A 23,629-nucleotide genomic window follows, 5' to 3' on the forward strand; every position below is an offset into this window, starting at 1 on the left:
CACCTGCCTAACGAGGGGTGGACGGGGGAGGTTACGCCAGGTCGTGCTTGAGCGCTCGGGCGAGCGCGCGCACGGCACGGAACTGCAGCGCTTTGATCGCTCCACTCTTCTTCCCCATGATCAGCGCGGTTTCCGCGAGCGAGAGGCCGTGCAGGAAGCGCAGCACCACGCATTCCTGCTGCTCAGGATTGAGATCTCGGACGGCACGCAGCACCCGGTCGTTGATGATGGCCGTGACCACGGCGTTCTCCGGAATGTGCGAGCCGTCGAGCGGAACGTCGATGATCTCTCCGGTGGGTATCTCGAGCCGGTACCGCCCCGACTTGAAGTGATCGGTCACCAGGTTCCTGGCGATGGTCACGAGCCAAGCGCCGAAATCCCGGCCCTGCCAGGTGAAGTCGGCGATCCTGCGTAATGCCCGGAGGAAGGTCTCGCTGGTCAGGTCCTCGGCGAGCTGGTGTGAGCCGACCCGGAAGTAGATGTAGCGGTAGACCAGGTCCACATAGCGGTCGTAGAGCGTGCCAAAGGACTCCGTGCATCCGTCCTTGGCGTGCATCACGAGCGTGCGCACGTCGTCGGGCGCTCGTCCGTCGCCGGGCGCTGCCGCGCTGGACTCCTCTGAGCGCACGGCGAGCTCGCCCGTCGGGGCAGGTCCAGCGACCGCTGGCGCGAGCAGCCCGGCGAACGGCGGCGAGTCAGGCATCCGGTATCCCTAGGGGTAAGGGGTGCGGCGTGCTCGAACACTCTAGAAATCAACCGGAAATTGCACAATCCGCTGAGTGCGTGCATGACTACGTGTAATCGGCGGATACCGTGTAGGCGCGCAGTTCCCCACCGGCGGTGAACCGTTCAACTCGGCTCATGTCGTCGTACCCGTTCCGTCATCGGCTACCGGCTGGGAGGCATCCTCCGGCAGCATTGGAGTCACCATGGAGATCCTCGTTGCTGTCATAGGTCTTGCCGGTGCGCTCCTCGCCGCCTTCGCGGCCGGTGCGTTGATCAGACGCTTGCGCGACGAGCCAGAGGGGTGGTTGATCGCCTGGACCGTCGCGGCCGTGGCGGTGTGCTTGTCACTGGGCGTGATCGCCGTCGGCTACCTCATGGGGTTCGGGCCGGTCACGTTCCGGCTCTATCAGGTGACGGGGTCGATGCTGGCGCCGCTCTGGCTCGCGGTCGGCATGATCCAGCTGCTGGCGGAGCGGGTGCCGCCGCGCTTCCTCGCGTGGTTGATGGGCATCGCGCTGACCATCGTGGCGGGCACGATCATGATCTTCGACCCGCTCAAGTCCACCGAGATGGGCAAGGTGCTGCCCGCGGGCTCCGCGCTCTGGCAGACGGTCCCCGTCGGCTACCTGCTGATCGGCGTGCATGCGATCGCGGTGCTGATCATGCTGGCCATGGCGGTGGTCGCGGCGCTCAAGTGGCGCAGCGGCGATGAGTACGACACCGACAATCTGCACGCGTCCCTGGTCATCGTCCCGTCGGGGATCGCGCTCGTCGGCGCGATGAGGTTCACGGTGCCGCCGCTGTTCACCACGGTGCTGCTGGCCGTGGCCGGGGCGGCGATCTGGTACGTGGTGCTGCGGCCGCTGGCGCCGTACGAGGACGACGACGAGGACGACTTCGACGAGAGGCAGGAAGCCCCTGTGCGGCAGGAGTCGCCTATGCCGGTCGGCGAGCGGGTCCCGCGCGGGCGCAGAGCCGTGCCCGAGCCTGTGCCGGCCGCGGATCTGCCGCCGGCTCCACCACGCAGGCCGACGGGGCTGGGGGATCTGGTGGCCGAATACCGGGCGGGCGACCAGCAGGTCGACTACGCCGCCCGCATGGTGCCGCCCGCCGACGCGGGCCCCGCGACCGGCTACATCATGAACGGCGCCCCTCCCCAGCAGGCGCCACCACAGCCCCAGGCCCCGCCCCAGCCCCAGGGGGCGCCGCCGCAGCGCGCCGATCGCGGCATGCCCTCCCAGCGTGCCGACTATGCGATGCCGCCCACGCCGCCGCCGCCAGGCCCGGCGACAGGCATGCTCTACAGCGGGTCTGACCTGTTCTCGCCGCCCCAACCCCAGCCCCAGCAGCAGGCAGGCGGCGGCAAGCCGTCGCCGAACATCTACGGCCTGCTGACCGTGTTCACGATCATGGATGGCGCCGGTGAGGCGTTCGACCGGCTCGCCGAGGCGACCGTGGAGGCCGTGCGCAGGGGCGAGCCCGACACGCTCGTGTACGCCTGCCACGCCGTCAAGTCGGCCCCACTACAGCGCATCGTCTACGAGCTCTACCGTGACGAGGTGGCCTACCGCGACCACCAGCGGCAGCCGCACGTCGAAAGGTTCGTCAACGAGCGGCAGTCCATGGTGCTGGCCACCAACGTCATCGAGCTGAACGTCAACGCCGCGAAGGTGGTGCCGCTGCCGACCGTGATGTTCTGACGCCTCAGGCAGTGAGCGCGGCCCGCAGGCGGCTCTCGTCGACCCGCCAGAAGTCGTGCTGCACGCCGTCGATCAGCGTCACCGGGATCATCTCCCAGTATTTCTCCCTGAGCTCCTCGGAGGTCTCGATGCTGACCTCCTCCCAGGGCACGCCGAGCTCGCCGGCCACCCTGGCGATGACCTCGCGCGCGTCGTCACACAAGTGACAGCCGGGTTTGCCGATCAACGTGATGCGATGCATACGGCAACGGTACTCCGGTTACTTTGTGCATCGGTTCACAAAGGGATTAACCTGAAAGACGGTTCGATTCCATTCACGCGGTCCCCAAGCCGCCCGTCCCCTGGAGCTCCCGCACGTGAAGAGCCCGTCCCAGCCCCGTGACCGCGGCATCCCCGAGGCGACAGTCGCCCGGCTCCCGCTGTACCTGCGGGCGTTGAACGGGATGGCCGAGCGGGGTGTCGCCACCGTCAGCTCCGAGGACCTGGCCGTGGCGGCGGGGGTAAACTCCGCCAAGCTTCGGAAGGATCTGTCCCATCTCGGCTCATACGGCACCCGGGGCGTAGGCTATGACGTGGAGTACCTCGTCTACCAGATCTCCCGCGAGCTCGGGCTGACGCAGGACTGGGCGGTCGCGATCGTCGGAGTCGGTAACCTCGGCCGCGCGCTGGCCAACTACGGTGGCTTCGTCTCCAGAGGCTTCCGTGTGGCGGCGTTGGTCGACGCCGACCCCGAAGTCGTGGGCGACACCATCGCGGGGTTGAATGTGGAGCACATCGACGAACTGGAAGCCGTCATCAAACGGCGAGGAGTCTCGATCGTGGTGCTGGCGACACCGGCGGAGGCGGCGCAGGAAGTCTGCGAACGCGTGATCGCCGTAGGCGTCACCAGCATCCTGAACTTCGCCCCAGTTGTGCTTTCCGTCCCGGATAGTGTCGATGTCCGTAAGGTCGACCTGTCAATCGAACTGCAGATTCTCGCGTTCCACGAGCAACGCAAAGCTGGGGGGCCACTCATGGCGGTGGACAGTCAATGAGTGTTCTGGCGATCGGACTCAGCCACCGGACCTCTCCGGTGGCCCTTCTCGAGCGCGTCTCGATCACGGGTGACGCGCTTGTCAAGCTGCTGCACGACGTGCAGGACGACTCATGCGTGGCGGAGGCCATGGTCGTCTCGACCTGCAACAGGGTCGAGGTCTACGTCACCGTCGACCGCTTCCACGCCGCCGTCACCGCCATCACGGGCCTGCTGGGCCGGCACTCGGGCGTCCCTCTCGAGGAGCTGACGCCGCACCTCTACGTGCATTACGAGGAGCAGGCGGTCGAGCACCTGTTCTCCGTCGTGTGCGGGCTCGACTCCATGGTCGTCGGCGAGGGCCAGATCCTCGGCCAGGTCCGCCAGGCGCTCAGGCTGGCGCAGCGTCAGGGCACCGTGGGCGCCACCCTCAACGATCTGGTCCAGCAGGCGCTGCGGGTGGGCAAGCGGGCGCACACCGACACGGGCATCGACCAAGCCGGGGCCTCCCTCGTCACCGCGGGTCTCGCGCTGGCGGGCGAGCTGGCCGGGCGACGGGCGCTGGTGATCGGGGCAGGCTCCATGAGCTCGCTGGCCGCCGCCACGCTCGTACGCGCGGGCGTGACCGACATCGTGGTGGCCAACCGTACCTTCGAGCGCGGCGCCCGGCTGGCCGAGAAGGTCGGCGGGCGCGCGGTCGAGTTCTCCGCCGTGGCGCGCGAGCTGGCCGAGGCCGACATCGTGATCACCTGCACGGGCGCGGGCCGCCACCTCATCACGCCTGACATGCTGAGCCGGCCGGTCTTCCTGCTGGACCTGGCGCTGCCGCACGACATCGACCCCGCCGTGCGCCAGGTGCCCGGCGTCACGCTGGTCGACCTGGAGACGATCCAGGAGTCCGGCATCGGCTCGCGGGAGGGCGACGCGGTCCCGTCCGTCCGGGCTCTCGTCGCGGAGGAGCTGCGGGCCTACCTCGACGCCGAGCGGGCCGCCAAGGTCACCCCGACGGTGGTGGCGCTGCGCAGCAAGGCCGCGGGCGTGGTCGAGTCCGAGCTGGGCCGCCTGCTGATGCGCGTGCCCGACCTCGACGAGCGGGCCAGGGACGAGGTGGCCATGACCGTGCAGCGGGTCGTGGACAAGCTGCTCCACGAGCCGACCGTGCGTGTCAAGCAGCTCGCCACCTGCCCCGGCGGCGATCATTATGCGGAAGCGCTGCGTGAGTTGTTCAATCTGGATCCGAAGATGCCTGAAGCCGTGAGGGAGGTGGAGCTGTGAGGTTGGGGACCCGCAGGAGCCTGATGGCCACCACGCAGTCGCAGATGGTGGCGGACGCCTACACCGAGCGCACAGGTCGCTCGATCGAGTTGGTGGGCGTGACGACCTTCGGTGACGTCACCAAGGCCCACCTCGCCCAGCTCGGCGGCACGGGCGTGTTCGTCAGCGCGCTGCGCGACAAGCTGATCGAGGACGAGATCGACTTCGCCGTGCACTCGCTCAAGGACCTGCCGACCAAGCAGGACCCGCGCTTCACGCTGGCCGCGATCCCGGCCCGGCACGACCACCGCGACGCGCTGGTCGGCCCGCACAAGTTCGCCGATCTGGCGCCCGGCTCACGGGTCGGCACCGGATCGCCGCGCAGGATCGCCATGCTCAGCGCCCTCCGCCCCGACCTCGAATACGTCCCGATCCGCGGCAACGCCGACACCCGCATCGGCAAGGTGGCCTCCGGCGAGCTCGACGCGGTCGTGCTGGCCTCGGCCGGCCTGAACAGGATCGGCCGCGTCGGGGACGTCTCCCAGATCTTCGAGATCGAGGAAGTCCTGCCAGCGCCCGGCCAGGGCGCGCTGGCCGTCGAGTGCCGAGCCGACCGCCCCGACCTCATCGAGTTCCTCAGCGTGCTCGACGACCCGCGCACCCGCTCCGCGGTGACCGCCGAACGTGCCGTGCTGTCCGCCCTTGAGGCCGGCTGCGCTGCTCCAGTGGGTGCTTTCGCGGTCGATGACGGGCACACTCTGAACTTGACCGCCACGGTCGTCGCCATCGACGGCCGTGAGGCGGTCCGCAAGTCCGCCGCCGGCTCTCCTTCGGAGGCTGTTAACCTGGGCCGCCGCCTAGCGGCCGAGATGATCGCCGAAGGGGCCGACAGATTGATGGGGGAGCATTCCCATTGAGCTCCGATAGTCCAACCTCCGGTTTCGTCGCGTTCGTGGGCGCGGGTCCCGGCGATCCCAATTTGCTCACGCTCCGCGCCGCCGAGCTCCTCGCCAAGGCCGACGCCGTGGTGCTCGGCGAGGAAGCGCACCGCCCGCTGCTGCGTCACTGCCGCGAAGGCGTCCAGGTCGTCGAGGACGACGACCTCAAGGGCCACATCGTCAAGCGCTCCAAGAGCGGGCAGGTCGTGGTGCGCCTGTGCGCGGGCGACCCCATGCTGTTCTCCTCGATCACCGAGGAGGTCGCGGGCTGCGCCGCGGCGGAGGTGGACTTCGAGATCGTGCCCGGCGTGCCGCCCGCGACGGCGGTGCTCACGTACGCGGGCATCCCGCCGGCGACGGCCGTGCCCGAGTTCCGGATCGTGGACGCCGCGCAGGAGCAGGACTGGGCTCAGCACGCCGCCTGCCGCGGCACGCTGGTCATCTACAACGGCATCGGCGACGCCGTGGCCATCGGCAAGGCGCTCATCGCCGGCGGCAAGCCGGACACCACGCCGGTCGCGGTCAGCAGCGGCGGCACCACCACCGAGCAATACACCGTCGTGTCGTCGCTCGGCCGGCTCCAGGCCGACCTCAAGCACGCCGGGTTCACCGAGCCCGCGCTGATCGTGGTCGGCGAGGCCGTCGGGCTGCGGGACAAGATGTCGTGGTTCGAGACCAAGCCGCTGTTCGGGTGGCGGGTGCTGGTTCCCCGTACCAAGGAGCAGTCGCGCAGCCTGTCCGAGCAGCTCGTCGCCTACGGCGCGGTGCCGGAGGAGGTGCCGACCATCTCGGTCGAGCCGCCCCGCACGCCGCAGCAGATGGACCGCGCGATCAAGGGCCTGGTCACGGGCCGCTACGAGTGGGTGGCCTTCACCAGCGCCAACGCGGTCAAGGCGGTGCGCGAGAAGTTCGAGGAATACGGGCTCGACGCGCGGGCCTTCGCCGGGCTCAAGGTGGCGGCCGTGGGCGATGCGACCGCGCGGGCCCTGGTGGAGTTCGGCGTCAAGCCGGACCTGCTGCCGTCGGGCGAGCAGTCGTCCGAGGGGCTGGTGGCCGAGTGGCCGCCGTACGACTCGATGCTCGACCCGATCAACCGGGTGTTGCTGCCGCGGGCCGACATCTCGACCGACACGCTGGTGGCCGGGCTCACCGAGCTGGGCTGGGAGTGCGACGACGTCACCGCGTACCGCACCGTCCGGGCCGCCCCGCCGCCCGCGCCCATCCGCGAGGCGATCAAGGGAGGTGGCTTCGACGCCGTGCTCTTCACCTCGTCGTCCACCGTGCGCAACCTGGTCGGCATCGCGGGCAAGCCGCACAACGTCACCGTGATCGCGGTCATCGGGCCGCAGACGGCCAAGACCGCCGAGGAGTTCGGGCTCCGGGTCGACGTCATGTCCGACAAACCATCCGCATCCGCCTTGGCCGCCGCCCTGGCCGAGTACGGAGCCAAGCAGCGCCAGGCGGCGTTGGCCGCGGGAGACACGCCGCGCAAGCCCTCGCAGAACCGGCGCGGCGCCAGGAGAAGGAGACCTTGATGAGCGCGCGATACCCGGTCGCCCGGCCGCGGCGGCTGCGCCGCAGCCCCGCGTTGCGGCGGATGGTGGCGGGCACCCGGCTGCACGCGGCCGACCTGATCCTGCCCGTGTTCGTCAAGGAGAACATCACCGAGCCGCAGCCGGTGGCCTCCATGCCGGGCGTGGTGCAGCACACGCGCGACTCGCTGCGCAAGGCGGCTCACGACGCGGCGGCGGCCGGCGTGGGCGGGCTGATTTTGTTCGGCATCCCCGCGGTGAAGGACGCCCGCGGCTCGGCCGCCGACGACCCCGAGGGCATCCTGCAGGTCGCGCTGCGCGACGTGAACGCCGAGGTCGGCGACTCCATCGTGGTGATGGCCGACACCTGCCTCGACGAGTTCACCGACAACGGGCACTGCGGGATCCTCACCCCGTCCGGTGACGTGGACAACGACGCCACGCTGGAGCGGTACGCCTCGATCGCGGTGGCTCAGGCCGAGGCCGGGTCGCAGATGGTGGCGCCGAGCGGGATGATGGACGGCCAGGTCGGGGCGATTCGTTCGGCGCTCGACGGGGCCGGTTACGGAAATATCCCGATCTTGGCCTATACCGCCAAATACGCCTCCGCCTTCTACGGGCCGTTCCGCGACGCCGCCGAGTGCGCGCCGCAGTTCGGCGACCGCAGCACCCACCAGCAGGATCCCGCCGGGCCGCTGGAGGAGGCGCTGCGCGAGGTCCGGCTCGACCTCGCCGAGGGTGCCGACGCCGTCATGGTCAAGCCCGCGCTGGCCTACCTCGACATCATCGCCCGGTTCCGGGACGAGGTGGACGTCCCGGTGGCCGCCTACCAGGTGAGCGGCGAGTACGCCATGATCGAGGCCGCGGCGGCCAACGGCTGGGTGGACCGCGAGCGGATGATCATGGAGTCGCTGGTCGCGATCAAGCGGGCCGGGGCCGATCTGATCTTGACGTACTGGGCAACCGAAGTGGCACGGCGGCTCTAACCAAGGGGTTTCCCGTCAACTCCTGTGGCGTGTGCGTTAGAGTGCGATAACAAGTGCTGGTGTGTCCCGCGTGTGCCTAAGGCCGCCCGGAGCCGGGACCTCCTCAGGCGCGGGAATCGACGGGAGACACCAATGGTGGGGGTACCACTGGCTCGGCGTACCAAAAAGCGGCCGCGGCCGACGCGCATCAGCGCTGTGCTCGAATACGCGGCCATGGGATGGCCCGTGGTGCCCGGCGCCTATCCGCTTCGGAACGGTCCGCGCGCGTGCTCCTGTGACCGGCTCGGCTGTCCCGACCCGGGTTCGCATCCGTTGTCTCCCGCCTGGTCGCTCCAGGCCACGACGGACCCCGCGCAGCTCACCCGGTGGTGGCAGGCCGAGCCCGAGGCCGGTGTGATTCTGCCCACGGGACGTGTGTTCGACGTCTTCGACGTACCGCTCGCCGTCGGCCTGTCGGCCCTCACCCGGATCGACACCGCCGAAGCGCACCCAGGCCCGGTCGCCGCCAGAGGCGACCGGGTCTTGTTTTATGTCGCCACGCGCGGCAATCCGGAGGACGAGGACGAGTGGTGGTCCTGCCAGCTGGACTGCGATCCGGCGACCATCGAGGACACGCCGGGGCTGCGGTGGCACTGCCGCGACAGCTACGTGCTGGCGCCGCCATCGACACTTCCCAACGGGCAGGTCACGTGGCTGCGGCCCCCGGACGGCCGGCCCTTGCCTGATCCGCTGCGCGTCTTGGAGTGGCTCGCCGACTGAGTCAGAATCGGCGGATGTCGCGCTGCTCGACCTCGGTCATGACCTTCGCGACTGTGGCGAAGTCGTCGTCCACGTGCAGCACTGTGAGGCCGTGATGCACGGCGGTGGCGCACAGCAGTAGGTCGACGACCCCAGCAGAGCGGTGTTGTCCTCTTTGCGTGAGCTTGTATTGGGCGCTCTCCACCCAGCGCCAGGCACTCTTCGGAACCGGCGCCAGTTCGCACAGGGTATTGAGTTCGTCTTCCAGCTCGTCCCGGTGAGCAGGTCCGGTGGCTGAATAGAGGAACTCCGTGCGTGTGGGCTCGCAGATGCGCAGCGGCTGTGTGGTGATCCGGTCGGCCCATGTCTCAAGCACGTCCGCGTTCCGAAGGAGATGCCACAGCGCGGATGTGTCGATGAGGTAGGACATCAAGAAATGGCCTCTTTCCAGGCTGCCCTCGCTGCGTCACGCGCCGCCGAGGCCTCGTCGAACTCGCCTCGTTGCGCGCGCGCGGCGAGCTTCTCCAATGCCTCAATCCGTCTGACCCGCGCGACGTACTCGCGAAGCGCGAGGTTGACGGTCTCCTTCTTCGTTGTAGTGCCCATCATGCGCATGGCCTCTCTGAGGGCGTCATCATCGAGGTCGATCTGGGTGACAGACATATATCCTCTTCATGTTGATGGCAACTAAACATCATGTACATAGCCATCATAGCGTGTGCAGCGCTGGAGGGTGGCAGATGAAGCGGCAGGGGGCGGAGCTAACCTGGGTCGGGTGAGCCGTACACAGAACTCCGAGGACCTGTTCGCCCGCGCCCGCCAGATCGTGCCAGGGGGCGTCAACTCGCCGGTGCGCGCGTTCGGCGCGGTCGGGGGGACGCCGCGCTTCATGGCCTCAGGCCAGGGGCCCTACATCACGGACGTGGACGGCAACCGCTATGTGGACCTGGTGTGCTCCTGGGGGCCGATGATCCTCGGGCACCGGCACCCCGCGGTCGTCGAGGCCGTGTCCGGGGCGGTCGCCCACGGGTTCTCGTTCGGCACCGCCACGCAGGGCGAGGTGGAGCTGGCCGAGGAGATCGTCGCCAGGGTGGCGCCGGTCGAGAAGGTGCGGCTGGTCAGCTCGGGCACCGAGGCGACGATGAGCGCGGTGCGGCTGGCCCGCGGCTTCACCGGGCGGTCCAAGGTGATCAAGTTCGCGGGGTGTTACCACGGGCACGTGGACGCGTTGCTGGCGTCGGCGGGGTCCGGGGTGGTGACGTTCGGGCTGCCGGACACGCCGGGCGTGACCGGGGCGTCGGCGGCGGACACGATCGTGTTGCCGTACAACTCGATCGAGGCCGTCGAGGAGGCCTTCGCGGCGGCCGACGTAGCATGCGTGATCACGGAGGCGTGCCCGGCCAACATGGGGGTCGTCCCGCCGCGCGACGGGTTCAACGCGCGGCTGCGCGAGCTCTGCACGGCCAATGGGGCGCTGCTCATCGTGGACGAGGTGCTGACGGGCTTCCGGGTCTCGTCCGCCGGCTGGTACGGGCTGGACCCGGTCGAGGCGGACCTCATGACGTTCGGGAAGGTCATGGGGGGTGGGCTGCCGGCGGCGGCGTTCGGCGGGCGGGCCGACGTCATGGCCAATCTGGCGCCGGAAGGCCCCGTCTATCAGGCGGGGACGTTGTCGGGCAACCCGCTGGCCTGCGCGGCCGGGCTGGCCACGCTGCGCGCGCTCGATGACGCGGCCTATGAGCGGGTCGACGCCGCGGCGCTCGCCGTGGGGCAGGCGGCTTCGGAGGCCCTCACCGCGGCAGGGGTTCCGCACCGGCTGCAGCGGGCGGGCAGCCTGTTCTCGATCTTCTTCACCGACGCCGAGGTGACCAACTTCGACGAGGCCAAGACGCAGAACACCGCCGCGTTCACCGCGTTCTTCCACGCGATGCTGGACCAGGGTGTCTACCTGCCGCCGTCGGCGTACGAGGCGTGGTTCCTGTCGGCCGCGCACGACGACGAGGCGATCAACCGCGTGGCTGAAGCGCTTCCGGCTGCGGCGAAGGCGGCTGCCGCCGTTCTTTAGCCCGGGTGCCGGCGTAGAGCACGCCGGCGACGATGAGGGCCGCTGCCAGGAGCTTGAGCCAGGTGAGCGGCTCTCCGGTCACCAGTGCGGCCGACGACATGCCGAACACGGGCACGAGCAGCGTGTACGGCGCCACCGTCGAGGCGTCGTAGCGGCGCAGCAGCCATCCCCAGACGCCGAAGCCGCCGAGCGTGGAGATGAACGCGACGTAGAGGAGAGACAGCCAGCCCTCCAGAGGAGAGGCCAGCGTCGGCACGCCTTCCAGCCACAACGACAACAGCAGGAGCGGCGGCGCGGACAGTGCGCTGACCCAGACCATGAAGCGCAGGGAGTCGGGCGGCGCGGCTCGCCGCTGGACGACGTTGCCCAGGCCCCAGGCTGCCGCCGCGGCGACGCACAGGGCGAAGGCGCCGATCGGTCCGGACACGCCGAAGTCGAGCGCGACCAGGGCCAGCCCGCCGAAGGCGACGGCCAGCCCGAGCACGCGGCGGGCGGTGAGCCGCTCACCGAGCAGCGTCACCGCGAACACAACGGTGAAGAGTGCCTGCATCTGCAGGACGAGTGAGGTGAGCCCGGCCGGCATGCCCGCTCGCATGCCCACGAGCAGGAAACCGAACTGGCCCACCCCGATGGTGGCCGCCACCCCGGCGACCCAGCGCCAGGCAACTCCGGGACGCCCCACGATGAGCAGGGCGGGGAAGGCCGCCATGGCGAACCTGATTCCCGCGTACAGCAGGGGCGGGAAGTGTCGCAGGCCCACCTGCATGACGACGAAGTTGAAGCCCCAGACGGCCGCGAGGCCGACGGCGAGGGCGAGGTGGCGGGGGCGCACTCAGCGAGTGGGCTTCTGGTACCGGATGCGCTGCTCGCGAGCCTGCTCGGCGAGGGCCTTCAGATACGAGACGGAGCCCGACTGCTGCTTCTTCGACTTAAGGATTCTCATGCATATATTTTCATCTGCTTCAGATTGAAGGACAAGCGAGACTTTCTACGCTAAACCCTTTAGTCTGGCTTACATGTTGGACTTGAACCGGCTCAAGGCCCTTCACGCCGTGCACGTCTACGGGTCGGTAGGCGCGGCGGCCGACGCGCTCATGGTCACGCCGTCCGCCGTGTCCCAGCAGATCGCCAAGCTGGAGCGGGAGACCGGCGCCAGGCTCGTGGAGCGCAACGGCCGCGGCGTGCGGCTGACGGACGCCGCCGGGCTGCTCGCCGAGCATGCCGAGCGCATCCTCGCCCTGGTCGAGACCGCCGAGGCGGACTTCGAGGCGCTGCGCGGCGAGGTCGTCGGCCGCCTCAACGTCGCCGCCTTCCCCACCGCCACGCGCGGCATCATGCCCAAGGCGCTGTCCGCGCTCCGGGATCGCCACCCCGACCTGTGGATCCAGCTCATGGAGCGCGAGCCCGAGCGGGTCGTGCGCGACGTGGCCAGGGGCGAGCTGGACCTGGGGGTCATCCAGGACTGGCTCAACAGGCCGATGGCGCTGCCCGACGGGTTGTCCAAGGCCACGCTGCTCGACGACATCGCCGACGTGGCGCTGCCCGCCGGCCATCCGCTGGCCGACGCCAAAGAAGTGGAGCTGGCCAAGCTGCACGGCGAGCGCTGGATCAGCTCCTCACCCGGCACCGTCTGCCACGACTGGCTGGTGTTCACCCTGCGCAACGCCTCTCTGGAGCCGGAGATCGCGTGCATGGCCGACGAATACCCGACGCAACTCGCGCTGGTGGCGGCCGGCCTGGGCTGCGCCATCGTGCCGCGGCTCGGCCGCGACTGCGTGCCCCCCGGCGTGCGGCTGGTGCCGATCCGCCCGCGGCAGTCGCGCCGCATCTACGCGGTGTGGCGGGCCGACGCGGCGCGCCGTCCCGCCATCAGGGCGCTGGTCGAGGCGCTCGCGGAGGCGAGCAGGGCACAGGAGAACGCGTGGGCGGTCAGCTGACCGCTTGACCCGATCCAGCGGATAGGCTGTCCCACACCATGGCTGAAACCACCGTCGTCCACCTTCTGCGCCACGGTGAGGTGCACAACCCGAGCGGCATCCTCTACGGCAGGCTGCCCGGATACCACCTGTCCCAGACAGGTCAGCTCATGGCTGAGACGGTCGCCAAGGCGGTCGGCGGCCGTGACATCGTGGCTCTCTACAGCTCGCCGCTCGAGCGCGCCCTGGAGACCGCGGCCCCGCTCGCCGACAAGCTCGGCCTGGAGATCCAGCAGGACATCCGCCTGATCGAGGCCGGCAACCTCCTGCAGGGCCGCCCGGTCGGGCAGGGGATGGCGCTGTTTCGAGACTGGCGCAACTACCGCTATTTCTGGAACCCGCTGCGCCCGTCGTGGGGCGAGGCCTACCCGGCCATCGTCGAGCGCATGAAGTCGATGGTCGACGAGGCCAGGGCGGCGGCACGCGGGCACGAGGCCGTGCTCGTCAGCCACCAGCTCCCGATCTGGGCGATCAGGATGGCCGCCGAGGGCCGCAGGCTCTGGCACGATCCGCGGCGCAGGCAGTGTGCGCTGGCCAGCCTCACCACGCTGACGTTCGACGGCAACCGGCTGATCAGCATCGGCTACAGCGAGCCCGCCGGGACGCTGGACGCCGGGCCGTCCGTGCCCGGCGCATGAGCCCGATGTCACCCGATGTCCGGGGCGTACGACCCCGCCGGTAGAGTTGCAAGCTCTACCGGTTGTAGTACAAGGAGATCTTCCTCCGTGCGCGCCAAGTCCATCTCCCTCGTGCTCCTGGCCGTACTGGCCGGGGGTTGCGCCGGCAACCAGAGCGGGCAGCCGCAGGCGGGTGACACCCGGTTCGTCGCGGGCGACGGGAAGATGCAGGTGTTCGCCGCGGCCGAGCGTGAGCCCGCGCCGGCGGTCCAGGGCCCGACGCTCGACGGGGGCACCGCCTCGCTGGCCGCGCACAAGGGCAAGGTCGTGGTGCTCAACTTCTGGGCGTCGTGGTGCGGCCCGTGCCGGGCGGAGGCGCCGGTGCTCAAGGAGGTCGCGGCCAAGACCAAGGGCAGCGGCGTGGAGTTCCTCGGCATCGACTTCAAGGACCGCCAGGCCGACGCGCTGGCGTTCGAGCGCACCGAGAAGACCGGCTACCCCTCGATCTTCGACCAGCCGGGCAAGGTGGCGCTGGCCTTCCAGGGCACCGTTCCGCCCGCGGCCATCCCGTCCACGCTGATCATCGACAAGCAGGGCAGGATCGCGGCCAGGGCGCTGGGCGCGGTCAAATACACCGACTTGATGGACACGGTGACCAAGGTGCGCGATGAATGACGTCGTGGCCTCCGGGTCGCTGCTGCTGGCCGTGCCGATCGCGGTGCTGGCCGGGGTGGTGTCATTCCTGTCGCCGTGCGTGCTGCCGCTGGTGCCGGGCTACCTGTCGTACGTGACGGGCATGAGCGCCGACCCCAAGCGGGGACGGCTGGTGCTCGGGACGGCGTTGTTCGTGGCCGGGTTCGGTGTGGTGTTCGTGCTCAGCGGCGCGTTGTTCGGCGGGCTCGGGTCGGTGCTGCTGGGCAACGCCGAGATCATCACGCGCGTGCTGGGGGTGCTGACGATCCTGCTCGGGCTGGCGTTCCTGGGTGTCGTGCCCGGGTTGATGCGGGACGTGCGCATTCACCGGCTGCCCACCGCGGGCCTGGCCGGGGCGCCGTTGCTCGGGGTGGTGTTCGGGCTGGGATGGACGCCGTGCATCGGGCCCACGCTGGCCGTGGTGCTGGCGCTCGGGCTCAACGAGGGCAGCGCCGCCCGCGGCGCCCTCCTGGCCATGGCGTACGCGCTGGGTCTCGGGCTGCCGTTCGTGGGGGCGGCGCTGGCGTACAGCAAGGCCCTGCGGACGTTCCGGGCCATCCGCAAGCACTCACGCCTGATCACCAGGATCGGCGGCGGCATGATGGTGGCCGTCGGCGTGCTGCTGGTGACCGGGGTCTGGGGAGAGCTGATCGCCGGCATGCAGGGACTGATCGGCGCGTTCGAGCCGGTGATCTGATGAGCGTTCAGGAGCTGGAGAAGGAGCAGGCGCCCAAGCAGGCCGCCTTCGGGCTGACGGGCTGGCTGCGGTGGGGGTGGCGCACGCTCACCTCGATGCGGACGGCGCTGATCCTGCTGTTCCTGCTGGCGCTCGGCTCGGTGCCCGGCTCGCTGGTGCCCCAGCGCGGCGTCGAGCCGGACAAGGTGGCGCGGCTCTACGAGCAGAACCCGACGCTGGCCGAGTGGTACGACAGGTTCCAGCTGTTCGAGGTGTTCACCTCCACCTGGTTCGCGGCCGTCTACCTGCTGCTGTTCACCTCGCTGATCGGCTGCATCATCCCGCGTACCGCGACCTACCTGCGCGAGCTGCGCCGCAGGCCGCCCGCCGCGCCGAAGAACCTCTCGCGCCTGCCGCACTTCGCCTCGTTCGAGGGCGACCTGGACGTGGAGAAGGCCGCCAGGCGGCTGCGCAAGCTGCGCTTCCGCGTCGAGACCGGGGACGGCTGGGTCTCCGCGGAGAAGGGCTACCTGCGGGAGACGGGAAACCTGTTCTTCCACATCGCCCTGCTCGGCATCCTGCTCGCGATCGGCGCCGGCTCCTTGTACGGCTACCGCGGCAACGTCCTGGTCGTGGAGGGCGACGGTTTCGCCAACACCGTGGCCGCCTACGACCGCTACATCCCGGGCAACCAGGTGTCGGCCGAGTCCCTGGAGCCGTTCTCGTTCCAGCTGACCGACTTCAAGGTCTCCTACCAGGTCACGGGCGACAAGAAGGGGCAGGCTCTCGACTACTCGGCCTATCTCAAGGTCAACGACTCGCCGGACGGGCCAGCCAGGGACTTCGAGCTCAAGGTCAACACGCCGCTCGAGGTCAACGGCACGCAGACCTACCTGATCGGCAACGGCTACGCCCCCGTCTTCAAGGTCACCGACGGCAAGGGACAGGTGGCGTTCGAGGGTGCGGTGCCGTGCCTGATCGAGGACAAGGCCACGATGACGTCGGGATGCGTGGTCAAGGCGCCGGACGCGCAGCCTGAGCAGCTGGGGTTCCTGCTGCGGTTCCTGCCCACGAGCGTGCCGCTGACCGACGGCACGTACGCTTCCGCGTTCCCCGGGGAGCTCAACCCCGAGGTGCAGCTCATCGGGGCCTTCACCGGTGACCTGGGCCTGCGCTCGGGCAAGCCGCAGTCGGTCTACGAGCTCGCGCCGCCCGAGGTCATGAAGAAGCTCACCCCGCTCGTCATGGGCACGAACGTGCCCAAGCCGCTCGCCGTCGGGCAGTCGGTCGACCTGCCCAAGGGGGCGGGCAAGCTGGAGTTCGTGGGGGTGAAGCAGTGGATCACCCTCCAGGTCGCCCATGACCCGGGGCGGGTGCCCGCCCTGGTGTTCGCCGGCACGGCCGTCGTCGCCATCGCGCTCTCGCTCATGATCCGGCGGCGCAGGGTCTTCGTGCGGGCCAGGGAGGGCACGGTCGAGGTGGGCGGCCTGACCCGTACCGAGGGCTCCGCGGCGGGCTTCGCCGAGGAGTTCGCCGACATCGTCAAGGTTCTATCAGCAGGAGAGAAGCATGTCCGCTGAGCAACTCGCCGAGCTGAGCGACTTCTTCGTCGTCGCCGCGGTCCTGCTCTACGTCTTCGCCATGGTCGGCTTCGCGACGGAGCTGGCCTTCGGGCGTTTCCGGCCGGGCAAGGCGGCGGCCGAGGGCGCCGAGCGATCCCTCGTCAGGCAGCCGGCCGCGGTCGGAGCCGGGGGTGCGGGTGACGCCCTCGACGCCGGCGCCGCGGACGCGTCCGACGTCTCCGCCGCGGGCACGCCCGTCGCAGAGGACGGGGCGGTGGATGCGCAGGACGCGGGCGAGCAGCCGCGGGGGGCGGCCAGGGCCGGGACGGTGGCGCTGGTGCTCGCCTGGATCGGCTGGGCCGCCAACCTGGGCGCCATCGTCACGCGCGGGCTGGCCGTCGAACGGTGGCCGTGGGGCAACATGTACGAGTTCGTGGTGGCCATCTCCTTCGCCGCCGTGACCGCGTTCCTCGGCACCCAGATCCGCCACAACGTGCGTTTCCTCGGCGCGTTCGTCATGGTGACGGCCGCGCTCGGGCTCGGGCTCGCCTCCAAGGTCTTCTACACGGCCGCGGGCCCGGTCGTGCCCGCCCTGAACTCCTACTGGATCGCCATCCACGTCACCGCGGCGATCGTCGCCAGCGGCCTGCTGACGATGGCCGGCGTCGCCGGCGTCCTCTACCTGGTGCGCGGGGACGGGATGTCCCGGCTGCCGGCACGCGAGGACCTCGAGCGGGTGGCGCACCGGGCGATCGTGTTCGCCTTCCCCCTGTGGACGTTCGCGGTGATCGCGGGCGCCCTGTGGGCGGACCGCGCTTGGGGCCGCTACTGGGGCTGGGACCCCAAGGAGGTCTGGTCGTTCATCACGTGGGTCGCTTACGCCGCCTATCTGCACGCCAGGGTGACGGCCGGATGGCGGGGACGGTCCGCGACGATCGTGCAGCTGGTGGCGTTCGCCTGCCTGCTGTTCAACCTGATCGGCGTCAACATCTTCATCAGCGGTCTGCACAGCTACGCCGACGTGTGATCTAGCCCAGATCGTCACCCCGCATGCGGCGCTCGAGGTCGCGGAGGAAGTCGGGGTCGTCGTCGGGCCCCTTCGGCATGCCCGGGCCGGGGGGAACCGGCCAGGCCTGCCGCTCGGCCCGCGGGCGGCCGCGCGCCAGCCAGACCAGGCCACCGAGCAGCGGGACCAGCACGACGACCAGGAGCCACAGCGCCTTTGGCACGTTCCTGACTTCGTCTTCAGGGGAAGTGATCACGTCGAAGATGGAAAAGAGCCAGAAGGCCAGCAGCGCCAGGCCGATCAGAACACCTGCCATGCCCGAACTGTAAGCCATTCGCGACGTGATCGTGCTTCCTGATGTCCCATTTCGGGTGACTAGGAGAAGATCCCCGTCGTACCGTGGAGTGTCCGCAGGCTGCCACGGGCGTTGAGGGGTGCGATGGCCTTTTCCAACGACAAGGGCCGCCATCGTCGTGGCCGCTGGTGGCGGCGCGGGTCCTACCTCTTCTCGCGCCGTGCGGAGGCCCCCCGGGGGGCGGAGCGCTCGTTCTGGTCCAACGCCCGTGAGAGGCTCCAGGAGGCCTCCGGCGGTCCCGCCGAGGGTCAAGGGGTCAACGGTGCGAAGCGGCGCCGCTGGCCGGGCGCTGAGCGGCGCGAGCGGGCGGCCTGGCCCGGCGCTGAGCGGCGCGAGTGGCCGTTCAGGCCCGGCGAGGACGCGCGCGGATGGCCGATCAGGCCCGGCGAGGACGCGCGCGGGCGGCCGGCTTGGCCCGGCGAAGCCGCCCGCCCGGACGTCCAGAAGACGACCTGGGATGGTTTCGCGGTGCGAGAACACCGTCACGAGCAGCTGTCCGCGGCCGTGATGGAGCGCCCCCGCTACACCTGGTACGACTTCGAGCTCGACGACCGGCCACTCAGGGCGCAACCGCACCGGCCCGACGTGCCGTCCATGGGCGACGGCCTGCGCCACTGCGGGAAGCTGGAGCGGATCCTGCACCGCCAGTGGGACGCCAGGCAGGGCCCGCCACCACCCGACGTCGTACGCGCCGTCGAGAGCCTCGCCAGGCTGCCCGACCGGCTGAAGGAGAAGCTCGCGAACGGCCTGGAGGGCATCTACGTCGGCCCGGGCGGTGTCCCCGACCTCGACGACATGGGCTACTTACGCGGCGCCCCGTTACCGTCGGGCCGCGCGACGTGGGACATCTGCGCCGGTGCGTACGGAGATCGCAAGATCGTCGTCGGCGACCGCCCCTCGCCCACGCCCGACGTGATGATGCACGAGGTCGGCCACGCCATCGACGACATCGACTCGGCCTATGGCGACTGGGTCTCCGACTCACCGGAGTTCGTCGACCTCTACGAGAAGGCCAGGCCCATCCTGGCCTCGGCCTTCCACCGCCAGGGCGGGGGGCTCGGGCGCAAGGAGTTCTTCGCCGACGCCTTCGCCGCCATCGCCGCCCGGCAGCGCCCCGCGCTCGTCGACATGCTCGGGGGTGACACGCGGATGGCGCTCAACGTCATGCTGTTCTTCAACCGGCGCTACGGAATCTAGGTGGTTCGGTCATGTACGTCATCCGGCTCGCGGACGGGACCTTGCGCGTACCGCAGAGCCTGACCAGCGAAGACGGGCGCCTGATCGGCAACGCGTACGTGGAGTTGCAGCCCGGCGACGCGGACTACGAGCAGTGGCTGGCCGAGTCGCTGACGGAGGAGGAGGCGGCGCGGCACCGCCGGCGCTGGGAAGAGGAGAACGACGACCTGGAGCGCGAGTTCCTGGCATTCAAGGCGGAGCAGGGAGAAGACGCCTGATCAAGCAGAGGGACTGGCGCCAGCCACGGTCGGCGGTTGGCGCCGCCCCATGCTTGCCGTACGGAAGTGTGCCGGGAAGCACGCGAACAGTGGCCATCTGCGTCCGCCGGCGGTGACCCTGCCATGATCACAGGATCACCGTCTGCGCGGATCGTCAGACGCGCGGGGACTCACCTGCTGGCCTGTCGGCCGTAAGAACGTCCTCGCCTCGGAGAAGGGCGTGGACTTCCGACTCGCGGAAGCGCCGGTGCCCTCCGGGGGTGCGGATACTGCTGATGCGGCCTGCCGCAGCCCAGCGCGTAACCGTCTTTGGGTCTACCCGGAAGAGGGCGGCAACCTCTCCTGGGGTCAGCAGACGCTCGCTGCTACTCTCCACCAATCTCTCCCCCTCGCATCCCGCTTCCTGCCAGCGGGCGGACAGGTAACCAGTGTGTCGAGCGAAGCCTGATTTATCCGTGGTTTTCTACAAAGATCACGGGTTGTTATCAGCTGACTGCCCGATTGTTATATGATAGAGCCTCTTTGGGGCTCTCGTGGGTGTTTCTTTACGAAACTCCCTAACTGGGAACAGTAGCAGCGCGCGCGTCCGATGCGAAGAGCGACCGCTCCACGAGCCCGAGTAACCTCGAACACGTGCATCCCGTTCTCGTTTACACACTGTCGCGGATCGGCCTGTTTATCGTGGCCCTCCCAGTGGTTTGGCTGCTCCTTGCGCTGTTCCACCTGCCGACGCCTCCGCTGTTGGTGATCGGTGGTGCCGTCCTGGTCAGTGGCATAGCCAGCTACGTCCTGCTGGCCAACCAGCGCGACGCCGTGAGCGCACGGATCAGCGACAAGCTCGACCGGCCGAAGCCGCAGGACGACTAGGGCAGAGGGAACATGCCAATCCGGGCATGGTACTCCCGTCCGAGCCTCGTTGTGTCACTTCCGACAAGTAGTCCGCCGGGGTGCGCTGAAAACGCCTTGACCCCGATGCCACGCTCCCGCGTCGGATTCCAACTGAGGGCCTTTCCGGTACGCGGATGAATGGCGCCGATCCCCGGGCGTGAGACCGCTCCAGGCCCGGCCGAGTCGCGCCCCCGCGGATTGTCCAGCCAGCGCTGGTGCCCACCGACATAGACGGCCGTCCCGGTCACCGCGACCGCGTAGAGGGAGTCGCCACCCGTGGCGTTGACCCAGGTGGGCCGGATGTTCGAGCCCTTCGCGTACGTCTCGAACCGGGCAGTCGTGTCGCACATCCCGCCCTGGGCGCCACCCGTGGTGACGACCGCGAAGTAGCTGCCGTCGGGCGCGAAGTCCAGCCCGCGGACGTAGGAGGGGAACGCGGAGGCGCATTTGCGCGCGTACGCCGCGGTCCGCCATGGTGCGACCTTTGCCACCGGCCCGCTGATGTCGATCAGCCCGAGCTGGGGCCTGGAGTGGCCGTCGAGCGTGGTGAACGTGCCGTCCACGGCGAGCCGTCCACGCGAGACGGCCAGGGAGTAGACCTTGACCGCGGACGTGAGCGGCGCCCCTGGCGTGATGGCGAAGCCCGGGTCGGCGGCGCCCGTGGTCGCGTCCAGTCTCGCCAGCGCCTCGCGCGGGCCGACGAAGTCACCGCCGACGTAGAGCTTGCCGCCCTGCCTGGCCAGCGCGGTCACCGACCCGCCGACGAGGCGCGGACGGAACTCCGGCACCACCGCGCCGTCGGAGAGCCGCAGCTTGGTGAGCGCTCTGGAACGGGTGCCGTTGACGCCGTAGAACTCCCCGCCGACGTAGACGGTGCCGCGATCGCCCGCGGCCAGCCCGTAGACGGTGCCGGTCACGACGGGCGCGAAGTCGGGCAGGATCCCGCCGGTGCGCAGATCGAAGGCGAAGAGGTTGTGCCGAGGCAGGACGGTGGTGCGGGCGGCGTCGGCCACCTCGCTGAACGCGCCGCCGACCACGGCGGTGTGGCCGACGACGGCGATGGCGTTGACAATGCCGTCGAGCACGTGAGGGGTGCTGTCGATCGGGTCGGCCGACACGACGCGGGTGTGGGCGACGGAGGCGGCGGCCACCGGCCGCCCCTCCGCGACGAGGGCCGAGGCGATGATCGCCGCAAGGGCGACACGGGCAAGCATTCCCCAACTTCTAGCAGACGGTCGGTAATGTGGTGGCTACTTTCTGTTGATTGTCCTGGATAGCAATAAGCTTTCAGGCATGACGCGAGCTCAGTTGGACAAACAGCCGGACGAGGTCGCCGCGATGTTCGATCGCACGGCCCGGCGCTACGACCTGGTCAACGACGTGATCTCCCTCGGGCAGGTCAGGCTCTGGCGCAAGGCGGTGGCCGCCGCCGTCGACGTGGGGCCCGGCGAGCTCGTCCTCGACCTGGGCGCCGGCACCGGCACGTCCACTGACGCGTTCACCACGCTCGGCGCACGCGCGATCGCCTCCGATTTCTCGCTCGGCATGCTGCGCACCGGCGTGCGCCGCCATGGGGGCAACGCGCTGAGCGGTGAGGGGGTGCCGTTCATCGCGGGGGACGCGCTGCGGTTGCCGTTCGCCGACGACGTGTTCGACGCGGTGACGATCTCGGTGGCGCTGCGCAACGTCCACGACACCGCGCAGGCGCTCCGGGAGATGCTCCGGGTGACCAAACCGGGCGGGCGGCTGGTGATCCTGGAGTTCTCGCACGTGACCGTGCCCGCGTTCGACCTGGTCTACCGCGAATATCTGATGAAGATGCTGCCGAAAGTGGCCAAGGTCTTCGGATCCAATGACGATTCCTACGAATATCTCGCCGAGTCGATCCGGGATTGGCCCGACCAGGCCACGCTGGCGGGGATCATTCAGCAGGCGGGCTGGGAACGCGTGGCCTGGCGCAATCTCACGATGGGGATCGTCGCCCTGCACAGGGGGTTCAAGCCACTGTGATGTCACGGGCGACACACCGTTCCTCTTGGATCACAGAACAGCACCCCGACTGCCACTATGTACAGGAAAAGCAGTAGACTGCGGGCCGACAAGTTTGTGAAGGGGTTCACAAAGGAACGAAGGCGCGACACCCCACGGCCTTCGCGTTGTAGGACAGGACAGGTCCAGTGACCGTGCCAACAGCCAATCAGGCTGACGCCGACGTCATCGTCGTCGGCGCCGGTCCCGCCGGTTCCGCAGCCGCCTTTTACCTCGCTCAGGCCGGGCTCGACGTGCTGGTCCTGGAGAAGACCACGTTCCCCCGCGAGAAGGTCTGCGGCGACGGTCTGACCCCGCGCGCGGTCAAGCAGCTGCAGAACATGGGCGTCGACATCGACGCGCCCGGCTGGGTCAGGAACAAAGGCCTGCGCGTGGTCGGCGGCGGCCACCGATTCGAGCTCGACTGGCCGCAACTCGAGCGTTTCCCCGACTTCGGGCTGGTCCGCACCCGCCTGGACTTCGACGAGATCGTCGCGGCCAACGCGGTCAAGAACGGCGTGCGGATGATGGAAGGCGTCACCGTCACGGGGCCCGTGCTCGACGACCGCAGCGGCCACATCGTCGGCGTGACGACCAAGGACGGGCGCACCTACCGCAGCCGCCTCGTGGTGGCCGCCGACGGCAACAGCACCCGGCTGGCCGTGGGCATGGGGCTGCACAAGCGCGAGGACCGGCCGATGGGCGTGGCCGTCCGCACCTACTTCCAGAGCCCCCGGCACGACGACGACTACCTGGAGATCTGGCTGGAGCTGTGGGACGGCGACACGCTGCTGCCCGGCTACGGCTGGATCTTCGGCGTCGGCGACGGCACCGCCAACGTCGGGCTCGGGCTGCTCAACACCAGCGCCCAGTTCAAGAACATCGACTACCGGGATCTTCTGCGCCGCTGGTGCAAGGCCATGCCGGCCGACTGGGAGTTCACCGAGGAGAACATGACGGCCCCGATCCGCGGCGCCGCGCTCCCGATGGCCTTCAACCGGCAGCCGCACTACACGCGCGGGCTCGTGCTCGTCGGCGATTCGGGCGGGTCGATCAACCCGTTCAACGGCGAGGGCATCGCGTACGCCATGGAGACCGGTGAGATTGCCGCCGAGGTCATCGCCAAGGCGCTCAAGGGCACCACGCCCGCGCAGCGCGAGCGGACCCTCCGGACCTATCCCAAGACGCTGAAGGACGCCTACGGCGGATATTTCACGCTCGGCAGGTTGTTCGTCGAGGCGATTGGGAAGCCGGGTGTGATGAGCTTCGGCACCAGGCACGGGCTCCCTCACCCGAGGCTGATGCGCTTCGCTCTCAAACTCCTTGGTAATCTCACCGACCGGCGAGGCGATGCGTCAGACAAGATCATCAACGCACTCTCAAAGGTCGCCCCACCAGCATGAATCCCGCAATTAACAGATCC

The 23,629-nt window shown here is 69.4% G+C and carries 27 protein-coding genes; 19 read left to right on the forward strand and 8 right to left on the reverse strand.

What is annotated here, in order from left to right:
- Positions 1–31 precede the first annotated feature (31 nt).
- Positions 32–703, reverse strand: a complete 672-nt coding sequence (locus tag EDD27_RS46245; protein WP_127938844.1) for a sigma-70 family RNA polymerase sigma factor — start codon at positions 701–703, stop codon at positions 32–34.
- Positions 704–929: 226 nt separating this feature from the next.
- Here EDD27_RS46245 and EDD27_RS46250 point away from each other — a divergent pair, with 226 nt between their 5' ends.
- A complete protein-coding gene (locus EDD27_RS46250; RefSeq protein ID WP_127938846.1) occupies positions 930–2,426 on the forward strand; it encodes a putative quinol monooxygenase in 1,497 nt (498 codons plus the stop codon).
- 4 nt (positions 2,427–2,430) lie between these two features.
- Here the strand turns inward: EDD27_RS46250 and EDD27_RS46255 are convergent, their stop codons facing one another.
- A complete protein-coding gene (locus EDD27_RS46255) occupies positions 2,431–2,667 on the reverse strand; it encodes a glutaredoxin family protein (protein ID WP_127938848.1) in 237 nt (78 codons plus the stop codon).
- Positions 2,668–2,782: 115 nt separating this feature from the next.
- On the opposite strand from EDD27_RS46255, the gene EDD27_RS46260 reads away from it, so the two are divergent.
- From EDD27_RS46260 to EDD27_RS46285, 6 genes are all read left to right on the forward strand, one after another.
- Positions 2,783–3,460, forward strand: coding sequence for a redox-sensing transcriptional repressor Rex (locus tag EDD27_RS46260; RefSeq protein WP_127938850.1), 678 nt, complete (start codon positions 2,783–2,785; stop codon positions 3,458–3,460).
- The gene (locus EDD27_RS46265) at positions 3,457–4,713 is read left to right on the forward strand and encodes a glutamyl-tRNA reductase (RefSeq protein WP_127938852.1); all 1,257 of its coding nucleotides are present in this window, start codon (positions 3,457–3,459) and stop codon (positions 4,711–4,713) included. The genes EDD27_RS46260 and EDD27_RS46265 overlap by 4 nt, the downstream gene beginning before the upstream one ends.
- Before the next feature lie 23 nt (positions 4,714–4,736).
- Complete coding sequence (gene hemC, locus EDD27_RS46270; RefSeq protein ID WP_127938854.1) at positions 4,737–5,609, forward strand: hydroxymethylbilane synthase; 873 nt, start codon at positions 4,737–4,739, stop codon at positions 5,607–5,609.
- Positions 5,606–7,165, forward strand: a complete 1,560-nt coding sequence (locus tag EDD27_RS46275) for a bifunctional uroporphyrinogen-III C-methyltransferase/uroporphyrinogen-III synthase (protein ID WP_241564620.1) — start codon at positions 5,606–5,608, stop codon at positions 7,163–7,165. Before hemC ends, EDD27_RS46275 begins: the two co-directional genes overlap by 4 nt.
- Positions 7,165–8,148, forward strand: a complete 984-nt coding sequence (gene hemB / locus EDD27_RS46280; protein WP_127938856.1) for a porphobilinogen synthase — start codon at positions 7,165–7,167, stop codon at positions 8,146–8,148. The genes EDD27_RS46275 and hemB overlap by 1 nt, the downstream gene beginning before the upstream one ends.
- A 132-nt stretch (positions 8,149–8,280) precedes the next feature.
- Positions 8,281–8,907, forward strand: a complete 627-nt coding sequence (locus EDD27_RS46285; protein WP_127938858.1) for a bifunctional DNA primase/polymerase — start codon at positions 8,281–8,283, stop codon at positions 8,905–8,907.
- Position 8,908: 1 nt separating this feature from the next.
- Here EDD27_RS46285 and EDD27_RS46290 read toward each other — a convergent pair whose 3' ends face one another.
- Together EDD27_RS46290 and EDD27_RS46295 are read right to left on the reverse strand one after the other, a co-directional pair.
- Positions 8,909–9,316 carry a PIN domain nuclease gene (locus tag EDD27_RS46290; RefSeq protein WP_206641958.1) on the reverse strand — a complete coding sequence of 136 codons (408 nt, stop codon included), beginning with the start codon at positions 9,314–9,316 and terminating at the stop codon, positions 8,909–8,911.
- A complete protein-coding gene (locus EDD27_RS46295) occupies positions 9,316–9,549 on the reverse strand; it encodes a type II toxin-antitoxin system VapB family antitoxin (RefSeq protein ID WP_127938862.1) in 234 nt (77 codons plus the stop codon). Before EDD27_RS46295 ends, EDD27_RS46290 begins: the two co-directional genes overlap by 1 nt.
- Before the next feature lie 112 nt (positions 9,550–9,661).
- Between EDD27_RS46295 and hemL the strand changes: the two genes are divergently transcribed.
- Complete coding sequence (gene hemL, locus EDD27_RS46300) at positions 9,662–10,951, forward strand: glutamate-1-semialdehyde 2,1-aminomutase (protein ID WP_127938864.1); 1,290 nt, start codon at positions 9,662–9,664, stop codon at positions 10,949–10,951.
- Here the strand turns inward: hemL and EDD27_RS46305 are convergent.
- Complete coding sequence (locus EDD27_RS46305; protein ID WP_127938866.1) at positions 10,893–11,783, reverse strand: EamA family transporter; 891 nt, start codon at positions 11,781–11,783, stop codon at positions 10,893–10,895. The two genes, hemL and EDD27_RS46305, sit on opposite strands and share 59 nt — an antisense overlap.
- A gap of 184 nt (positions 11,784–11,967) precedes the next feature.
- On the opposite strand from EDD27_RS46305, the gene EDD27_RS46310 reads away from it, so the two are divergent.
- From EDD27_RS46310 to ccsA, 6 genes are all read left to right on the forward strand, one after another.
- The gene (locus tag EDD27_RS46310; RefSeq protein WP_127938868.1) at positions 11,968–12,888 is read left to right on the forward strand and encodes a LysR family transcriptional regulator; all 921 of its coding nucleotides are present in this window, start codon (positions 11,968–11,970) and stop codon (positions 12,886–12,888) included.
- A 38-nt stretch (positions 12,889–12,926) separates the two neighbouring features.
- Positions 12,927–13,565, forward strand: coding sequence for a histidine phosphatase family protein (locus EDD27_RS46315; RefSeq protein ID WP_127938870.1), 639 nt, complete (start codon positions 12,927–12,929; stop codon positions 13,563–13,565).
- Positions 13,566–13,652: 87 nt separating this feature from the next.
- On the forward strand, positions 13,653–14,219 hold the full coding sequence (locus tag EDD27_RS46320) for a TlpA family protein disulfide reductase (protein ID WP_127938872.1): 567 nt from the start codon (positions 13,653–13,655) through the stop codon (positions 14,217–14,219).
- The gene (locus EDD27_RS46325; protein WP_127938874.1) at positions 14,212–14,934 is read left to right on the forward strand and encodes a cytochrome c biogenesis CcdA family protein; all 723 of its coding nucleotides are present in this window, start codon (positions 14,212–14,214) and stop codon (positions 14,932–14,934) included. The genes EDD27_RS46320 and EDD27_RS46325 overlap by 8 nt, the downstream gene beginning before the upstream one ends.
- Complete coding sequence (gene resB / locus EDD27_RS46330; RefSeq protein WP_127938876.1) at positions 14,934–16,493, forward strand: cytochrome c biogenesis protein ResB; 1,560 nt, start codon at positions 14,934–14,936, stop codon at positions 16,491–16,493. Before EDD27_RS46325 ends, resB begins: the two co-directional genes overlap by 1 nt.
- Positions 16,483–17,502, forward strand: a complete 1,020-nt coding sequence (gene ccsA, locus EDD27_RS46335) for a cytochrome c biogenesis protein CcsA (RefSeq protein ID WP_127938878.1) — start codon at positions 16,483–16,485, stop codon at positions 17,500–17,502. The genes resB and ccsA overlap by 11 nt, the downstream gene beginning before the upstream one ends.
- A 1-nt stretch (position 17,503) precedes the next feature.
- On the opposite strand, the gene EDD27_RS46340 is transcribed toward ccsA, so the two are convergent.
- On the reverse strand, positions 17,504–17,797 hold the full coding sequence (locus EDD27_RS46340) for a PLDc N-terminal domain-containing protein (RefSeq protein ID WP_127938880.1): 294 nt from the start codon (positions 17,795–17,797) through the stop codon (positions 17,504–17,506).
- A 123-nt stretch (positions 17,798–17,920) separates the two neighbouring features.
- Between EDD27_RS46340 and EDD27_RS46345 the strand changes: the two genes are divergently transcribed.
- Together EDD27_RS46345 and EDD27_RS46350 are read left to right on the forward strand one after the other, a co-directional pair.
- Entirely contained in the window at positions 17,921–19,033 is a 1,113-nt protein-coding gene (locus EDD27_RS46345; protein WP_127938882.1) for a hypothetical protein, read from the forward strand.
- A gap of 11 nt (positions 19,034–19,044) precedes the next feature.
- Positions 19,045–19,290, forward strand: coding sequence for a hypothetical protein (locus tag EDD27_RS46350; protein WP_127938884.1), 246 nt, complete (start codon positions 19,045–19,047; stop codon positions 19,288–19,290).
- A 154-nt stretch (positions 19,291–19,444) separates the two neighbouring features.
- On the opposite strand, the gene EDD27_RS46355 is transcribed toward EDD27_RS46350, so the two are convergent.
- Positions 19,445–19,666, reverse strand: coding sequence for a BldC family transcriptional regulator (locus EDD27_RS46355; protein ID WP_026214226.1), 222 nt, complete (start codon positions 19,664–19,666; stop codon positions 19,445–19,447).
- Positions 19,667–19,923: 257 nt separating this feature from the next.
- Here EDD27_RS46355 and EDD27_RS46360 point away from each other — a divergent pair, with 257 nt between their 5' ends.
- On the forward strand, positions 19,924–20,157 hold the full coding sequence (locus tag EDD27_RS46360; protein ID WP_127938886.1) for a DUF4229 domain-containing protein: 234 nt from the start codon (positions 19,924–19,926) through the stop codon (positions 20,155–20,157).
- Here EDD27_RS46360 and EDD27_RS46365 read toward each other — a convergent pair.
- Positions 20,154–21,392, reverse strand: a complete 1,239-nt coding sequence (locus tag EDD27_RS46365) for a hypothetical protein (protein ID WP_127938888.1) — start codon at positions 21,390–21,392, stop codon at positions 20,154–20,156. The genes EDD27_RS46360 and EDD27_RS46365 overlap by 4 nt on opposite strands.
- Before the next feature lie 79 nt (positions 21,393–21,471).
- Here EDD27_RS46365 and EDD27_RS46370 point away from each other — a divergent pair, with 79 nt between their 5' ends.
- Both EDD27_RS46370 and EDD27_RS46375 read left to right on the forward strand, forming a co-directional pair.
- Positions 21,472–22,188 (forward strand): demethylmenaquinone methyltransferase, encoded by a 717-nt coding sequence (locus tag EDD27_RS46370; protein WP_127938890.1) that lies wholly within the window; start codon positions 21,472–21,474, stop codon positions 22,186–22,188.
- Positions 22,189–22,355: 167 nt separating this feature from the next.
- The gene (locus EDD27_RS46375; RefSeq protein ID WP_206641959.1) at positions 22,356–23,609 is read left to right on the forward strand and encodes a geranylgeranyl reductase family protein; all 1,254 of its coding nucleotides are present in this window, start codon (positions 22,356–22,358) and stop codon (positions 23,607–23,609) included.
- Positions 23,610–23,629: the final 20 nt, after the last annotated feature.

It is taken from the genome of Nonomuraea polychroma (assembly GCF_004011505.1).
Taxonomy (GTDB): domain Bacteria; phylum Actinomycetota; class Actinomycetes; order Streptosporangiales; family Streptosporangiaceae; genus Nonomuraea; species Nonomuraea polychroma.

Coding starts and splice junctions, on each gene's coding strand:
- EDD27_RS46365 (WP_127938888.1), bottom strand. CDS start 21,392: ATGCTTGCCCGTGTCGCCCTTGCGGCGATCATCGCCTCGGCCCTCGTC.
- EDD27_RS46285 (WP_127938858.1), top strand. CDS start 8,281: ATGGTGGGGGTACCACTGGCTCGGCGTACCAAAAAGCGGCCGCGGCCG.
- EDD27_RS46340 (WP_127938880.1), bottom strand. CDS start 17,797: ATGGCAGGTGTTCTGATCGGCCTGGCGCTGCTGGCCTTCTGGCTCTTT.
- ccsA (WP_127938878.1), top strand. CDS start 16,483: ATGTCCGCTGAGCAACTCGCCGAGCTGAGCGACTTCTTCGTCGTCGCC.
- EDD27_RS46315 (WP_127938870.1), top strand. CDS start 12,927: ATGGCTGAAACCACCGTCGTCCACCTTCTGCGCCACGGTGAGGTGCAC.
- resB (WP_127938876.1), top strand. CDS start 14,934: ATGAGCGTTCAGGAGCTGGAGAAGGAGCAGGCGCCCAAGCAGGCCGCC.
- EDD27_RS46290 (WP_206641958.1), bottom strand. CDS start 9,316: ATGTCCTACCTCATCGACACATCCGCGCTGTGGCATCTCCTTCGGAAC.
- hemB (WP_127938856.1), top strand. CDS start 7,165: ATGAGCGCGCGATACCCGGTCGCCCGGCCGCGGCGGCTGCGCCGCAGC.
- hemC (WP_127938854.1), top strand. CDS start 4,737: ATGGCCACCACGCAGTCGCAGATGGTGGCGGACGCCTACACCGAGCGC.
- EDD27_RS46325 (WP_127938874.1), top strand. CDS start 14,212: ATGAATGACGTCGTGGCCTCCGGGTCGCTGCTGCTGGCCGTGCCGATC.
- EDD27_RS46295 (WP_127938862.1), bottom strand. CDS start 9,549: ATGTCTGTCACCCAGATCGACCTCGATGATGACGCCCTCAGAGAGGCC.
- EDD27_RS46250 (WP_127938846.1), top strand. CDS start 930: ATGGAGATCCTCGTTGCTGTCATAGGTCTTGCCGGTGCGCTCCTCGCC.
- EDD27_RS46265 (WP_127938852.1), top strand. CDS start 3,457: ATGAGTGTTCTGGCGATCGGACTCAGCCACCGGACCTCTCCGGTGGCC.
- EDD27_RS46245 (WP_127938844.1), bottom strand. CDS start 703: ATGCCTGACTCGCCGCCGTTCGCCGGGCTGCTCGCGCCAGCGGTCGCT.
- EDD27_RS46345 (WP_127938882.1), top strand. CDS start 17,921: ATGGCCTTTTCCAACGACAAGGGCCGCCATCGTCGTGGCCGCTGGTGG.
- EDD27_RS46255 (WP_127938848.1), bottom strand. CDS start 2,667: ATGCATCGCATCACGTTGATCGGCAAACCCGGCTGTCACTTGTGTGAC.
- EDD27_RS46370 (WP_127938890.1), top strand. CDS start 21,472: ATGACGCGAGCTCAGTTGGACAAACAGCCGGACGAGGTCGCCGCGATG.
- EDD27_RS46350 (WP_127938884.1), top strand. CDS start 19,045: ATGTACGTCATCCGGCTCGCGGACGGGACCTTGCGCGTACCGCAGAGC.
- EDD27_RS46310 (WP_127938868.1), top strand. CDS start 11,968: ATGTTGGACTTGAACCGGCTCAAGGCCCTTCACGCCGTGCACGTCTAC.